This window comes from Delftia sp. 11MD, from assembly GCF_050907895.1.
Classification (GTDB): Bacteria; Pseudomonadota; Gammaproteobacteria; order Burkholderiales; family Burkholderiaceae_C; genus Comamonas; species Comamonas tsuruhatensis.
Genome location: NZ_CP194333.1, coordinates 4,894,129 through 4,907,391, shown reverse-complemented (window position 1 = coordinate 4,907,391; position 13,263 = coordinate 4,894,129). Strand labels below are relative to the sequence as shown.

General features: G+C 66.9%; 15 protein-coding genes. 5 read left to right on the top strand and 10 right to left on the bottom strand.

Going from position 1 to position 13,263, the window contains the following annotated elements:
- Positions 1-9 precede the first annotated feature (9 nt).
- The gene (locus ACRSCF_RS22435) at positions 10-237 is read left to right on the top strand and encodes a sulfurtransferase TusA family protein (RefSeq protein WP_012204137.1); all 228 of its coding nucleotides are present in this window, start codon (positions 10-12) and stop codon (positions 235-237) included.
- A gap of 85 nt (positions 238-322) precedes the next feature.
- On the opposite strand, the gene galU is transcribed toward ACRSCF_RS22435, so the two are convergent.
- The 3 genes from galU to ACRSCF_RS22420 form a co-directional block, all read right to left on the bottom strand.
- Positions 323-1,210 (bottom strand): UTP--glucose-1-phosphate uridylyltransferase GalU, encoded by an 888-nt coding sequence (gene galU / locus ACRSCF_RS22430; protein ID WP_016448953.1) that lies wholly within the window; start codon positions 1,208-1,210, stop codon positions 323-325.
- An 11-nt stretch (positions 1,211-1,221) separates the two neighbouring features.
- The gene (locus tag ACRSCF_RS22425; protein WP_244386644.1) at positions 1,222-4,134 is read right to left on the bottom strand and encodes a valine--tRNA ligase; all 2,913 of its coding nucleotides are present in this window, start codon (positions 4,132-4,134) and stop codon (positions 1,222-1,224) included.
- Positions 4,135-4,280: 146 nt separating this feature from the next.
- Positions 4,281-4,910: a VOC family protein gene (locus tag ACRSCF_RS22420; RefSeq protein WP_012204140.1), complete on the bottom strand. Its 630-nt coding sequence runs from the start codon at positions 4,908-4,910 to the stop codon at positions 4,281-4,283.
- Positions 4,911-5,158: 248 nt separating this feature from the next.
- Between ACRSCF_RS22420 and ACRSCF_RS22415 the strand changes: the two genes are divergently transcribed.
- From ACRSCF_RS22415 to ACRSCF_RS22405, 3 genes are read left to right on the top strand one after another with little or no spacing between them, the layout of a single operon-like run.
- Complete coding sequence (locus ACRSCF_RS22415; RefSeq protein WP_016452504.1) at positions 5,159-6,052, top strand: cation diffusion facilitator family transporter; 894 nt, start codon at positions 5,159-5,161, stop codon at positions 6,050-6,052.
- 37 nt (positions 6,053-6,089) lie between these two features.
- On the top strand, positions 6,090-6,338 hold the full coding sequence (locus ACRSCF_RS22410) for a DUF1272 domain-containing protein (RefSeq protein WP_012204142.1): 249 nt from the start codon (positions 6,090-6,092) through the stop codon (positions 6,336-6,338).
- 43 nt (positions 6,339-6,381) lie between these two features.
- Positions 6,382-6,711, top strand: a complete 330-nt coding sequence (locus tag ACRSCF_RS22405; protein ID WP_237426677.1) for a hypothetical protein — start codon at positions 6,382-6,384, stop codon at positions 6,709-6,711.
- 15 nt (positions 6,712-6,726) lie between these two features.
- On the opposite strand, the gene ACRSCF_RS22400 is transcribed toward ACRSCF_RS22405, so the two are convergent.
- Genes ACRSCF_RS22400 through ACRSCF_RS22390 form a run of 3 tightly spaced genes read right to left on the bottom strand, consistent with a single transcriptional unit; the run spans position 6,727 to position 8,166 of the window.
- A complete protein-coding gene (locus ACRSCF_RS22400; protein ID WP_154835077.1) occupies positions 6,727-7,134 on the bottom strand; it encodes a DUF2809 domain-containing protein in 408 nt (135 codons plus the stop codon).
- 20 nt (positions 7,135-7,154) lie between these two features.
- Positions 7,155-7,502 carry an antibiotic biosynthesis monooxygenase family protein gene (locus ACRSCF_RS22395; RefSeq protein ID WP_016452503.1) on the bottom strand — a complete coding sequence of 116 codons (348 nt, stop codon included), beginning with the start codon at positions 7,500-7,502 and terminating at the stop codon, positions 7,155-7,157.
- A gap of 34 nt (positions 7,503-7,536) precedes the next feature.
- On the bottom strand, positions 7,537-8,166 hold the full coding sequence (locus ACRSCF_RS22390; protein WP_203399819.1) for an FMN-binding negative transcriptional regulator: 630 nt from the start codon (positions 8,164-8,166) through the stop codon (positions 7,537-7,539).
- A gap of 100 nt (positions 8,167-8,266) precedes the next feature.
- Between ACRSCF_RS22390 and ACRSCF_RS22385 the strand changes: the two genes are divergently transcribed.
- Positions 8,267-9,772: a PLP-dependent aminotransferase family protein gene (locus tag ACRSCF_RS22385; protein ID WP_244386643.1), complete on the top strand. Its 1,506-nt coding sequence runs from the start codon at positions 8,267-8,269 to the stop codon at positions 9,770-9,772.
- Between the two features lie 64 nt (positions 9,773-9,836).
- On the opposite strand, the gene ACRSCF_RS22380 is transcribed toward ACRSCF_RS22385, so the two are convergent.
- The 4 genes from ACRSCF_RS22380 to ACRSCF_RS22365 form a co-directional block, all read right to left on the bottom strand.
- A complete protein-coding gene (locus ACRSCF_RS22380) occupies positions 9,837-10,415 on the bottom strand; it encodes a YceI family protein (protein ID WP_016448945.1) in 579 nt (192 codons plus the stop codon).
- A gap of 69 nt (positions 10,416-10,484) precedes the next feature.
- The gene (locus ACRSCF_RS22375; protein ID WP_016448944.1) at positions 10,485-11,057 is read right to left on the bottom strand and encodes a YceI family protein; all 573 of its coding nucleotides are present in this window, start codon (positions 11,055-11,057) and stop codon (positions 10,485-10,487) included.
- 92 nt (positions 11,058-11,149) lie between these two features.
- A complete protein-coding gene (locus ACRSCF_RS22370; RefSeq protein WP_034365387.1) occupies positions 11,150-11,743 on the bottom strand; it encodes a cytochrome b in 594 nt (197 codons plus the stop codon).
- A 198-nt stretch (positions 11,744-11,941) separates the two neighbouring features.
- A complete protein-coding gene (locus tag ACRSCF_RS22365) occupies positions 11,942-13,249 on the bottom strand; it encodes a heme biosynthesis HemY N-terminal domain-containing protein (protein ID WP_034365389.1) in 1,308 nt (435 codons plus the stop codon).
- Positions 13,250-13,263: the final 14 nt, after the last annotated feature.

Here is a 13,263-nt window from a genome sequence, read left to right as displayed (position 1 = left end):
GTGCATCCGATGGAAATTCACAAGGAAATCGACACGCGCGGGCTCAACTGCCCGCTGCCCATTCTCAAGGCCAAGAAGGCGCTGGCCGAACTGGACAGCGGCCAGTTGCTCAAGGTGGTGGCCACGGATACCGGATCGCTGCGCGACTTCCAGGCCTTCGCCAAGCAGACCGGCAATGAACTGGTGGAGCAGCAGACCGTGGGCGCGGAGTTCATCCACATCCTGCGCCGGCGCTGAGCGGCTGCACGCGGCTCGCTCCAAAGAAAAAGGCCTGCTTTCGCAGGCCTTTTGCATGGGGCAGGGGCGGCCCTGGGGCCCGGCCTCAGATGCTCAGGCCCTGCAGGTATTCGCGGAAGCTCGCGCCCACGTCCTCATGCTGCAGCGCCAGCTCCACCGTGGCCTGCAAAAAGCCTTCCTTGCTGCCGCAGTCGTAGCGCTTGCCCTGGTACTGGAAGGCGTAGACGGCTTCATGGGCCATCAGGCGTTCGATGGCGTCGGTCAGCTGGATCTCGCCGCCCACGCCCTTGGGCTGGTTGCGGATCTCCTCGAAGATGGCCGGTGTCAGCACGTAGCGGCCAGCCACGCCCATGCGCGAGGGCGCCTTCTCGGGCGCGGGCTTTTCCACGATCTTCTCGATGCGCATCAGCGCGCCGCCAGCCGGCTCGCCAGCCACGATGCCGTAGCGCTTGGTCTGCTCCAGCGGCACTTCCTGCACGGCCAGCAGGGAGCGGCCCTGTTTCTGGAAAGCCGAGGTCATCTGGGCCATCACGCCCGGGCCGCCGGACTCGCCCACCATCAGGTCGTCGGCCAGCAGCACGGCAAAGGGCTCGTTGCCCACCAGCGGCTCGGCGCACAGCACGGCGTGGCCCAGGCCCAGGGAGCGCGGCTGGCGCACGAACAGGCAGTTCATGTCGGCGGGGCTGATGCTGCGCACCAGCTCCAGCATGGCCTGCTTGCCGGCGTTCTCCAGCTCGTTTTCCAGCTCGTAGGCGGTGTCGAAATGGTCCTCGATGGCGCGCTTGCTGCGGCCGGTGACGAAGATCATGTCGCGGATGCCGGCCTCGTAGGCCTCTTCCACGGCGTACTGGATCAGCGGCTTGTCCACCACGGGCAGCATCTCCTTGGGAGAGGCCTTGGTGGCGGGCAGAAAGCGCGTGCCGAGCCCGGCAACGGGAAACACGGCTTTGCGGACACGGGTCTGGGTGCTCATAAACGGATCTTTCAACCCAGGCGGGCGAGTTGTTCCTGGATGCGAATCAGCGTTGCTCCGAAGTCGGCCACGCGCTTCTTTTCCTGGTCGATGACGGCCGGGGGTGCCTTGGCCACGAAGGCCTCGTTGCCCAGCTTGGCATTGGCCTTGGTGATCTCGCCTTCCAGACGTGCGGCCTCCTTGGACAGGCGGGCCTTTTCGGCCGCCACGTCGATCTCCACGAACAGCGCCAGACGCGCCTCGCCCACCACGCAGACGGGCGCGGCCTGGGCGGCCTCGGCCCAGGCGGCTTCGTCGTCGAACACCTTGACTTCGCTGAGCTTGGCCAGGTTCTGAAGCACGGCGGCGTTGGTGCGCAGGAACTGCGCCTCGTCGGCCGAGCTGGCCACGGCCAGCAGCGGCAGGCGCTGTGCGGGCGACACGCCCATCTCGCCGCGCAGCGTGCGGCAGGCGTCGATCATCTGCTTGATGCGGCCCACGTAGGCGATGGCGGCTTCGTCGATCTTCTCGGGCTGGGCCTCGGGGTAGCGGGCCACGGCCACGGACTCGCCGGGCAGGCCGGCGACCGGGGCGACCTTCTGCCACAGGGCTTCGGTCACGAACGGGATGATGGGGTGGGCCAGGCGCAGGATGGCCTCCAGCGTGCGGATCAGCGTGCGGCGCGTGGCGCGCTGCTGGGCCTCGCTGCCGGTCTGGATTTGCACCTTGGCGATTTCCAGATACCAGTCGCAGAACTCGTTCCAGACGAAGTCGTACAGCGCGTTGGCCACGTTGTCCAGGCGGAATTCGGCAAAGCCCTTGGCCACTTCGGCCTCGACCTTCTGCAGCTGCGAGGTGATCCAGCGGTCGGGCTGGCTGAACTGCATGTAGCCCGCGAACTCGCCGCCGGCCTGGCATTGCTCCTTGGTGTGGGGCAGCAGGCCGCAGTCATGGCCTTCGCAGTTCATCAGCACGAAGCGGCTGGCGTTCCACAGTTTGTTGCAGAAGTTGCGGTAGCCCTCGCAGCGCTTACTGTCGAAGTTGATGGAGCGGCCCAGCGAGGCCAGGGCCGCGAAGGTGAAGCGCAGCGCATCGGCGCCGTAGGCGGGAATGCCCTCGGGGAATTCCTTTTGCGTGTTCTTGCGCACCTGGGGGGCGGTCTCGGGGCGGCGCAGGCCCTGGGTGCGCTTGTCCAGCAGGGTGTCCAGGTCGATGCCGTCGATCAGGTCCACGGGGTCGAGCACGTTGCCCTCGGACTTGCTCATCTTCTTGCCCTGGGCGTCACGCACCAGGCCATGCATGTAGACATGGCGGAAGGGCACGCGGCCCGTGAAGTGCGTGGTCATCATGATCATCCGGGCGACCCAGAAGAAGATGATGTCGTAGCCCGTGACCAGCACCGAGCTGGGCAGGTAGAGGTTGTAGTCATCGTCGGCCGCCTCGGTCTGGTTCGGCCAGCCCATGGTGGAGAACGGCACCAGGGCCGAGGAGTACCAGGTGTCCAGCACGTCCTCGTCGCGCGTGAGCGTCTTGCCGGGGGCCTGGGCGCGGGCTTCTTCCTCGGTGCGGGCCACGTAGACCTTGCCGTCCTCGTCGTACCAGGCGGGAATCTGGTGGCCCCACCACAGCTGGCGCGAGATGCACCAGTCCTGGATGTTGTTCATCCACTGGTTGTAGGTGTTGACCCAGTTCTCGGGCACGAACTGCACCTGGCCGCTGGAGACGGCGTCGATGGCCTTCTGTGCGATGGACTTGCCCGTGGCATCGCCTTCGCCCACCTTGTTCATGGCCACGAACCACTGGTCGGTCAGCATGGGCTCGATCACCTGGCCCGTGCGCGTGCAGATGGGCACCATGAGCTTGTGCTTCTTGGTCTCGACCAGCAGTCCGGCCGCGTCCAGGTCGGCCACGATGGCCTTGCGCGCCACGAAGCGGTCCATGCCGCGGTACTTCTCGGGCGCCTCGTCGTTGATGGTGGCCGTCAGCGTCAGCACGCAGATCATCGGCAGGCCGTGGCGCTGGCCCACGGCGTAGTCGTTGTTGTCATGCGCAGGCGTGACCTTGACCACGCCCGTGCCGAACTCGCGGTCCACGTAGTCGTCGGCAATGATGGGGATCTCGCGGCCCACCAGGGGCAGGATCACGGTCTTGCCGATCAGCGCCTGGTAGCGCTCGTCCTCGGGGTGCACCATCAGGGCTGCGTCGCCCAGCATGGTTTCCGGGCGCGTGGTGGCCACCACGAGCTGGCCCGAGCCGTCGGCCAGCGGGTAGGCGATGTGCCACAGCGAGCCGTCCTTTTCCTCGTTCTCGACCTCGAGGTCGGAGACGGCGGACATCAGCTTGGGGTCCCAGTTCACCAGGCGCTTGCCACGGTAGATCAGGCCCTGCTGGTACAGGCGCACGAAGGTCTCGTTGACGATGGACGACAGCTTGTCGTCCATGGTGAAGTACTCGCGGCTCCAGTCCACGCTGTCGCCCATGCGGCGCATCTGGCCGGTGATGGTGTTGCCGCTCTGGTTCTTCCACTCCCAGACCTTGCTCACGAAGTTCTTGCGCGCCTCGGGAGGCGTCGCGCCCATGTCGTGGCGGCTGGCGATGCCCTGCTCCTGCAGCTGGCGCTCCACCACGATCTGGGTGGCGATGCCCGCGTGGTCGGTGCCGGGCACCCAGACCGTGTTGTGGCCCTTCATGCGGTGGTAGCGCGTGAGGCTGTCCATGATGGTCTGGTTGAACGCATGGCCCATGTGCAGCGTGCCCGTCACATTGGGCGGCGGCAGCTGGACGGAGAACGAGGGCTGGGATGCATCTGCCTGGCCCGTGCCGCGCACGCCGGCTGCGCCGTAGCCGCGCTTTTCCCATTCAGGGCCCCATTGGGCCTCGATGGCTGCGGGTTCAAACGATTTGGACAGGCTGTCGAGGCCTGGCTGGGCAATGGTGTCGCTCATGGCTTGCTTGCGGGGAATTGTGCGAATGGCGTTTGGCAAATGAAAACGGCATCCGTTGAAGGGATGCCGTCTGCATATGCGAAATGGATGACGGTTTGACGGGGATTCTACCGACCCCGTCCGTCTGCCTGTTCGCCGGGTTTTATTCAGGCCGCCGCATCGGGCACGAACTCGGGCCGGTCGTTGCTCTGGGGCTTGAGCGGCTGGGCGGCCTTGCCTTCGGCGCGTTCCTTGCGCCATTGCTCCTTGCGTGCCGTCCATTCGTTCAGGCGGGCGTGGGCGGTGGTGCTTTCGCGCGCCATCTGCACTTCGTCGGCCAGCTGGGCCGACAGCTCCAGGCGGATGCCGTTGGGATCGAAGAAATAGATGCTCTTGAAGATGTGGTGGTCGGTCACGCCCAGCACCTCGATGCCATGCGCCACCAGGCGGGCCTTGGTGTTCTCCAGTTCCTCGACGGTGTCCACGCGGAAGGCGATGTGGTTGATCCACAGCGGCGTGTTGGGCGAGGGCAGGGCCTTTTCGTCGTCGCCGATGTCGAAGAAGGCGATGAACGACCCATCCTTCAGGCGGAAGAAGAAGTGCGTGTAGGGGCAGTACTCGCCCGTGCTGGGCACGTAGTCGCTCTGGATGATGTGATAGAGCGGCAGGCCCAGGATGTCCTCGTAGAAGTGGCGGGTCTCCTCGGCATCGCGGGCCTTGTAGGCGTAGTGGTGCAGCTGCTGCACGGCGGCGGGCGGTGGCAGTGTGGACAGGTCGGGACGGGCGCTTGTGTTCATCGAATGTCTCCTTGGTGGATGTCTTGATTCTACTATTCGTAATCAATTTACCTAAATGAAATGTTGCGATGGATGCAGGGATATGCGCGCTGCGGTGTCCGGGCCACCTGCGGTGCCGAGTTGCCGCCAGCACTTGACCTTCAAGTCACTTCACGCTTTCTCATCGAGGTCCGATCCCCCCGCTTGCCATGGTCGCCATGGATGCGGGGGCCCTCTGTTCACAACCGTTTTTCAAGTCAAGGAACCTCATGAGCGACAGCCATCAGCACGGCGACGTGCGCGCCCTGCCGGAATCCCGTCTCTGGTTTGCCTTCGGATTGACCGGCACCTTCATGGTGGTGGAGATCATCGGCGGCATGGTCACGGGCAGCCTGGCCCTGATCTCCGATGCCATGCACATGCTGACCGACGCGATGGCGCTGCTGCTGGCCCTGGTGGCCATACGCGCCGGCCGCAAGGCAGCCGACCTGCTGCGCACCTACGGCTATGCGCGCTTCGAGATCCTGGCCGCCGCCGTCAACGCACTGGTGCTGCTGGGCGTGGCCTTCTACATCCTGTATGAGGCCTACCGCCGCCTGTCGGCGCCCGCGGAAATCCAGTCGCTGGGGATGATGGCGGTGGCGGCCGTGGGCCTGGTGATCAACCTGATCTCCATGCGCCTGCTGTCGGGCGGCAAGGACGAGAGCCTGAACGTGAAGGGCGCGTACCTGGAGGTGTGGGCTGACATGCTGGGCTCGATCGGCGTGCTCGCCGGTGCCGCGCTGATCTGGCTGACGGGCTGGCGGTGGATCGACTCGGCGGTGGCCGTGGGCATCGGCTTCATGGTGTTCCCGCGGACCTGGACCCTGCTGCGCGAGTGCATCAATATCCTGCTGGAAGGCGTGCCCTCCGGGATGAGCCTGCAGGCAGTGCGCGAGACGATTGCGGGCACGGCGGGCGTGGCAGCAATCCACGATGTCCACCTGTGGGCGGTCACGCAGAGCAAGCCCATGCTGACCGGCCATGTGGTGCTGCTGCCCGGCGCGGACGGCGAGCAGGTGCGTCGCGATATCGAAGACAGGCTGCAGGCCGGCTTCGACCTGCACCATACGACGCTGCAGATGGAGCGCGAGGACCGCTCCCCGGCAGAGCACATCCACTAGGATGCCAGTCTTCATGGACCACACCCGGAGTGCACCGATGCTTGAGCTTCGACCCAACTGCGAATGCTGCGACAAGGACCTGCCGCCAGAGTCTGCCGAGGCCCGCATCTGCACCTTCGAGTGCACGTTCTGTGCCGGCTGTGCGGATCATGTGCTGCACGGCGCCTGCCCCAACTGCGGTGGCGAGCTGGTGGCCAGGCCGCGCCGGCCGGCGGACAAGCTGGAGCGGTATCCGGCCTCGACGAAGCGGGTGCTCAAGGCCGGTGGCTGCGCTGTACGGGCCTGATCGGGCGCGGAGCCATCGATTGCAGTACCCGTACCACGATGGATTGCTGGAGCAGGTGCGCCTGGATGTGGCGGCCCGGAGCGTGGAACTGCGTTTCTTTCTCTATGCCGTGTTCGACAGGCCGCAGGCCAGGGTAGCCATCCGCCTTGAACGGATCGTCAACTTTCCTGCCGTGCAGGCGTACTTTGCCGACGTCCAGCGCGACGCAGCCGCAGAGATGGATGACTGCCTGGACCGCTGCGAAGTGCTGCAGCGGGATACGAAGAGGCCTTCGTCAGCAATGGCGCAGCATCTGTTCTTGCAGCTGTCCCACTACGGGCGGCTGAAAATCCACTGCGAATCCGTTGTCGAGGAGCTTGTTCCAGAGCCGTAGCGGACCGCTGCGGGTTTATGCCGTGAAGACGGGGCGCCTGCGGCCACGGAACGCAGCCTCCACCACCAGCACGGCTGCAAAACCCATCACATAGGCCAGCACATCCCACCAGTCGGCCGTGCTGCCCAGCACGATGCGCAAAGCGCGGTTGGGAATGTGCAACTGGAAGGTCGATGCCAGGAACTGGCCCAGCTCCACCAGCAGGCCCACGCACAGTGCGGCCGATGCCAGCGTCAGCACGCGCGCGGCGATCACGGTCTTGAACACGGCATAGACCCAGGCCACGGCCAACACGTCGCCGAAGAAGCTGCGCACCCAGCCCCAGCGCGCGCCGACGGTGGCCAGCAGCACGAGCAGGACAAACAGGGCCACCGCCCACACCAGGGAAACAGGATCAAAACGCCATCGCATGGCCGCCATCATCGGGCCAAAAGCGGGTCCGGTCAGCGAGCCGGGTGCGCAGTGCCTTGCGCAGCGGTGGCCAGCGGGTGCGCTATCCCGCCATCGCCGTAGCTGCCCACCACGTGGGCGATCACCACCTGGTAGCCCTTGAGCCAGCGCGCCTGCTGCCGCTTGGCCTCTATATGCGCAGGGTGGCGCATCAGCTCTTGCAGCGCCTCCCAGGTCTGCCAGTAGTAGACGTTGGAGACCAGGCCTGTGGCGGGGTTCTCCCAGGCCTCTTCGCCCAGGTAGCCGGGGATGGCGCGGGCGATCGCGGCGATCCGGCCGTCAAGGGCATGGAACTGCGCGTCGTATTCGCCCGGCGCGAAGGTGAAGGTGGATGTGTACATCGGTGGTTGGCAACCTGTGTGAGGGTGGCTGGCGCTAGATGCGCGGCGCCGCATCCATGGTGCGGGCCAGCGGCTCCTGTCCGCGCTCGCGCAGCGCGCCGATGGCGCCGTCCAGGTCGCGGGCCTGCCGGTTCTGGCTGAGCTTGGCCTTGCCCTCCAGGCGGGTGATGCGGATCTGCAGGCCGACGATGGCCTGCAGCATGCCGTCGATGAATTCACGCGGCGAGTCGGACATCTTCCAGGGCTGGGCCTGCGATGCCTCATGGACCCGGGTGAGCCGGCCGACCAGGCCGCGCACGAATCTCTCGTCGTCATGGATGCTGATTTGCCCGTGCACATGCACGGCCTCGTAGTTCCAGGTGGGCACCAGGCGGTGCGTCTCGTGCTTGCTTGGATACCAGCTGGGCGAGATATAGCCTTCGGCACCACGGAAGATGACCAGCACCTCGGCGCCGTCGCGGCACTGCTGCCAGATGGGATTGGCGCGGGCCACATGGGCGCTCAGCGTGCCCATCTCCCCTGGGGCCGCATCCAGCAGGAACGGCAGGTGGTTGGCGTCCAGCACGCCGTTGGCCTGGGTGACGAGCGTGCCCAGGGGGTGGCTGCGGATCAGGCCGTGCAGGCTGTCGGAATCGGTGAGGGAGAAATGGGCGGGCGTGTACATGGAGCTTGGTGCAACGGTGGACCGGCATCGGGGGAAACCGGACTATCCACCATCCCTGGCACAATGAAAAATCCAGTTTCGTGATTTTTTGGAAGACCAGTTGAAGTCCCATTTCGCTGCCGATACCGGGGCTGCGCCCGGCGCCCGCCGCATCCACGAATGGCTGAAATCCCAGATGGCCGACGGCAGCCTGGCCGTGGGAGCGCGCCTGCCTTCCACCCGCGCGCTGGCGCTGGACCTGGGTGTGTCGCGCACCACCATCACGGCGGCCTACGAGCAGCTTGCGGCCGAGGGCTATCTGGAGACTGCACAGGGCGCCCGGGCGCGCGTGGCAGCTGGCGCGGAGCAGCGCAGCCGCGCGCCCCGCATTGCGGCTGCGGCGCAGGATTGCCGTTCCCGCCTGTCTTCCTATGGACGGCGCGTGGATGCGCTGGCGCAGGCCCAGCCCGCTCGCGCCGGGGATGAAGGGCCTGCCGTGATCGACTTTCTGTACGGCGCCCTGGCCTTTGATGACTTTCCCACGCTGGCCTGGCGGCGCGCCTACAACCGCGCCATCGTGCAGCGCCAGTCCTCCCTGTCCTACGACGCGCCCGAAGGCGAGCCGGCGCTGCGCATGGCGCTGCAAGGCTATCTGCGAAGGGCGCGGGGGCTTGTCTGTTCGGCCGATCAGATCGTGGTGGTGCAGGGCTCGCAGCAGGCCATCGACCTGTGCGCGCGCGTGCTGGTCGATCCGGGCGAGACCGTGCTGATGGAAGAGCCCTGCTACCTGATGGCGCGCCGCGTGTTCGAGGCCCAGGGCGCATGCCTGCAGGAAATGGCCGTCGATGAACAGGGCCTGGATACCTCGGCGCTGGTCGGGCGCCAGGCGCGTCTGGCCTATGTCACGCCCTCGCACCAGTTTCCGCTGGGCGGCGTGCTGCCCATAGGCCGCAGGCAGCAGTTGCTGGCCTGGGCGCGCGCCACGGGTGCCTGGATTCTGGAGGACGACTACGACGGCGAGTTCCGCTACGGGCTGCGTCCCATCGACGCCCTGCAGTCCATTGACGAGGTGGGTTGCGTCATCCATGTCGGCACTTTCTCCAAGGCCTTGTCCCCGCAGATGCGCATGGGCTACCTGGTGCTGCCGCCGTCCCTGGTGCCCGTGTTCCGGGAAGCCCGTCGGCTGGCCGACCGGCATGCGCCGCGCCTGGACCAGCTGGTGCTGGCCGCGCTGATCGAGGACGGCAGCTACGAGCGCCATGTGCGCGCCGTCCGCCGCCGCAACGAAGGCCGCAGGGCGGCATTGCTGCAGGCGCTGGAGCGGCACCTGCCGGGCGCGGTGCAGGTCGAAGGTTCGGCCTCCGGCCTGCATGTGGTGGCCTGGGTGCCTGCCGTGCACCAGCGCGATGAAATTGCCCTGGTGCGTCTGGCGCGAGAGCGCGGCGTGGGCGTGCGCCCCATCTCGCCGCTCTATGCGGCCGGTGACGCCCATCGCCGCCAGTCCTGCGCCGGGCTGGTCCTGGGCTATGCGAGCCTGCAGCCTCAGGCCATCGAGCAAGGGGTGCGCAGGCTGGCGGGCGTGGTCAGTCAGTGGCAGACCCAATCCGCAACGCAAAAAAGCCCGTGACCGGGGTGCCGGTTCACGGGCCTTGGGTGCCGACGCCTCTAAAGGCGCTTTGCCCAGCGCGGTCTTACTGCTGCTTGACCGCTTCGATGGACATCACCAGGCGCACTTGCTTGGGGAAGCCGTAGTCCACGCCGTAGTTCACGCCGAAGGCGGTGCGGTCGATCACGGCCTCGAAGTCGCCGCCGCAGGTCTCGCGCTTTTGCAGCATGGCGTTGGGGTAGCAGGTGAACTTGTTGGCCTTGATGGTCACGGGCTGGGTCTTGTCCAGGATGGTCAGCTGGCCGGTGACTTCCTTGAGCTTGTCGCCGTCGAAGACGAACTTGTCGGAGACGAACTTGGCCTGGGGGAACTTGGCCACGTTGAAGATGTCGGCGCTCTTGAGGTGCTTGTCGAAGGCGGCGGTGCCCGAGCTCAGCGAGTCCATTTCCAGCACGACTTCGACCTTGCCGGCCTTGGCGTCACGGTCGAATTCCACGGTGCCGCTCTTCTTGTCGAAGCGCACGCGGTTGGTCGAGGCACCGTTGTGGTCGATCTCGAACGTGGCGAAGGTGTGCGTCGGGTCGATGGCGTAGGTTGCGGGAGCCGCCTGGGCAGCGGTGGCGAACAGGCCGGCAATGGCCAGGGCAAACACGGAAGTGCGCATGAAAGAACTCCTAGGTTGGGGTTGCACGAAACGGAAAAGAAAACGGCCAATCCTGGGCAAGAGTGCCGCTTACAGCTTGCCCACGCCGGTCAGGGCCAGCTTGAATTGCACCTGGACCTCGTCGGCCACCATGGAGGTATCGCCCCATTCGCCTTCGCCGATCTTGAACTGCAGGCGCTTGAGCGGCAGAGTGCCGGTGGCCGTGGTCGTGGTGCCGGACTGTGCCAGTTGCACGGGAATGCTCACGTTCTGGACCTGGCCCTTGATGCTGAGCTTGCCGTCCACCTGGTACTTGCCGCCGCCCAGCGCCTTGACGGCCGTGGAGTCGAAGACGGCCTGGGGGAATTTGGCGACATTGAACCAATCGGCCTTGGGCAGCTCGGCATCGGTTTCCTTGGCGCCCATGGTGGCGCTGCCGGTGTCCACGGTGAAGCGGATCTTGCTGGTGTCAGGCTTGGCCGTGTCGAACTGGACCTGGGCGTCGAATTTCTTGAAGTGGCCCTGCAGGGGCACGCCCATCTGCTTGGCCGTGAAGTTCACGGCGCTCTGGGCGGGAACGAGCTTTTGCTCGGCCAGGGCCGCCTGGGAGGTCAGGGCCGCAGCGGCCAGGGCAATGGTGGTCAGCGTGGCGGAAAAGCGCATGGCAGGACTCCTTTGGGGGGCGGGAAACATTCGATCGGGGATGGCTGGGGCGCGCGCAGCGCGGTGCGCAGGCCCTGGCTGGGGGAGAAAACTCAGGCGCGGCCCGGCAGCATGCGGGAGATGAGGCCGTCGCGGTCGATGAACTGGTGCTTGAGGGCGGCGCCCACATGCATGGCGATCAGCGCGACCAGGGCCCAGGCCGCCCAGCCGTGCAGGGGCTTGAGGGTTTCGGCCAGCTCGGGGCTTGCGCTCACGAAGTCGGGCAGGGGCAGCACGCCGAGGAAGACGATGGGAAAGCCGGCCGCCGAGCTGTAGGCCCAGCCCAGCAGGGGCACGGCAAAGAACAGCAGGTACATGGCGTGGTGGGTGCCGTTGTGGGCCCAGTGCTGCCATTGGGGCATGGCGCGGGCCACGGCGGCGGGCAGCTCGGGCGGGCGATGGGTGATGCGCCAGACCAGGCGCAGCAGGCTCAGCGTCAACAGCGTGACGCCCAGCCACTTGTGCCAGTTGTAGAGCTTCAGGCGCGAGGGCGAGAACGGCAGGCCTGTCATGTACCAGCCCAGGGCCAGGGCGGCGATCAGGCCCAGGGCCAGCAGCCAGTGGGCAGCCATGGCCACGCCGTTGTAGCGCGTGGCTTTGGGGGAGGATTTTGCTGGCGCGTTGGCGCGGGCTGAGGACTCTGTCATGGATGGCGGCAGGCTTTGGAACCGTTCAGGGCCCCTGCAAAGGGGCCCTGGATGGCAAGAAAGGGTGCGGTGCGCTCTGCGTGGACTTCGTGCACTGCGGACAACGTGCAGTGTAGGAAGCGGCAAATCCAAAAGAGTTCAGCGGTATTGACGGCTCGATTCAAAAAAGATGAAGGCTCGCCGTGCCGCGCGGAGGGCTCAGGGCCGGGTCGGATCGGCAGGCAGCACGACCACGGACTGCGCTGCCTGCTTCCAGGCGGCAGCCGCTGCATCGGCATCGCCGCGGTGCTCGGCCATCAGGGCCAGGCGCTGCCAGGCGCGGGTGCGCAGTGCGCTTTCCTGCAGGTGGGGGGCTGCGCGCAGCAACAGCTGCTGGGCCTTGCCCCAGAGCTGGCGCTGCACGCATGCCATGCCGGCCAGGTATTGCAGGCGGGCTTCGCGCGGATGGGCATTGCTGGCCGCCTCGATGCGAGCCAGCCAGGCGCCGTCCAGGCCGTCCAGGCAGGGCTCCAGCACCTGGACCAGGCGCGGCAGGTGGGATTCGCTGCGCGGGCCTGCGTGGGACAGCAGGCGCTCCCACACGGGCAGCAGCCAGGCACGGGCCTGCGCGGCCTCGCCGCCCAGGGCCATGAGGCGCGATGCGGCCGGCAGCGCAATCTCGGGCATGGCGCGCTCTTCCGTGTCCAGCGACAGCCAGAAGTGCTGCAGCTGCGTGGTGTCGCGTGCCTCGTTGATGCTCTCCAGCACCAGGCCGCGCACCACGCTGGCGGCGGCCGCGGGCGAGAAGGCGCGGTGCTTGGCCAGCAGGCGCGCCGTGTCCAGCGCCGTCGATGTCTGGCCTGCCAGGCGCGAGGCCTTCAGGCGGATGCGCAGCGCGATCGTGCGGCGTGCCGCGCCCTGGGGCAGTTCGGCCAGGCGGCGCAGCGCATCAGCTGCGTCGCGGTCGTCCAGGGCCCAGCGCGCGGCGCGCATCTGTGCGCCTTCGCGCATTTCCTGCTCCTGGGCGTTGCCCTGGGCCGGTGCGTTGGCCAGGACCTCACGCCAATGGTGGTCGCGCTGCTGGCGGTCCTGCAGTGCATGGGAGGCATCGGCGGCCACCATGTGGGCGGCGGCGCGCAGCCGCATGCCGTGCGGCACGGCGGCATGGGTCTCGGCCAGGGACTCTTCCATGGCCAGGGCCGCCAGCGCGGACTTGCGTGCGCGCAGGAAGCGGCCGGCCTGCTGGTGCGACAGGGCTTCCAGCAGGCTGTGGTGCATGGCGCGCTCTTTCTGCTGGCTGCGCCAGCGCCGCGCCTGGTGCGGCATCTGCAGCAGCGCGGCCAGCGCGCGCAGCGCGGCATACAGCAGCACGAAGGCCAGCACGATGATGGCAATGGCCAGGTTCAGTGACAGGTCCAGGCGGTAGGGCGCCCAGAACAGGGTCACCGTGCCCTGGTTGGAGCCCGCGAACAAGGCGGCCGCAACGGCCATGCCGAACAAACCGATCAACCACAGTGCAGCGCGCATTCGTCTGTCTCCCG

Excerpts from the sequence above, each read along its gene's own strand:
- ACRSCF_RS22435 (WP_012204137.1), top strand. The coding sequence starts at position 10 with ATGGAAATTCACAAGGAAATCGACACGCGCGGGCTCAACTGCCCGCTG.
- galU (WP_016448953.1), bottom strand. The coding sequence starts at position 1,210 with ATGAGCACCCAGACCCGTGTCCGCAAAGCCGTGTTTCCCGTTGCCGGG.
- ACRSCF_RS22425 (WP_244386644.1), bottom strand. The coding sequence starts at position 4,134 with ATGAGCGACACCATTGCCCAGCCAGGCCTCGACAGCCTGTCCAAATCG.
- ACRSCF_RS22420 (WP_012204140.1), bottom strand. The coding sequence starts at position 4,910 with ATGAACACAAGCGCCCGTCCCGACCTGTCCACACTGCCACCGCCCGCC.
- ACRSCF_RS22415 (WP_016452504.1), top strand. The coding sequence starts at position 5,159 with ATGAGCGACAGCCATCAGCACGGCGACGTGCGCGCCCTGCCGGAATCC.
- ACRSCF_RS22410 (WP_012204142.1), top strand. The coding sequence starts at position 6,090 with ATGCTTGAGCTTCGACCCAACTGCGAATGCTGCGACAAGGACCTGCCG.
- ACRSCF_RS22400 (WP_154835077.1), bottom strand. The coding sequence starts at position 7,134 with ATGATGGCGGCCATGCGATGGCGTTTTGATCCTGTTTCCCTGGTGTGG.
- ACRSCF_RS22395 (WP_016452503.1), bottom strand. The coding sequence starts at position 7,502 with ATGTACACATCCACCTTCACCTTCGCGCCGGGCGAATACGACGCGCAG.
- ACRSCF_RS22390 (WP_203399819.1), bottom strand. The coding sequence starts at position 8,166 with ATGTACACGCCCGCCCATTTCTCCCTCACCGATTCCGACAGCCTGCAC.
- ACRSCF_RS22380 (WP_016448945.1), bottom strand. The coding sequence starts at position 10,415 with ATGCGCACTTCCGTGTTTGCCCTGGCCATTGCCGGCCTGTTCGCCACC.
- ACRSCF_RS22375 (WP_016448944.1), bottom strand. The coding sequence starts at position 11,057 with ATGCGCTTTTCCGCCACGCTGACCACCATTGCCCTGGCCGCTGCGGCC.
- ACRSCF_RS22370 (WP_034365387.1), bottom strand. The coding sequence starts at position 11,743 with ATGACAGAGTCCTCAGCCCGCGCCAACGCGCCAGCAAAATCCTCCCCC.
- ACRSCF_RS22365 (WP_034365389.1), bottom strand. The coding sequence starts at position 13,249 with ATGCGCGCTGCACTGTGGTTGATCGGTTTGTTCGGCATGGCCGTTGCG.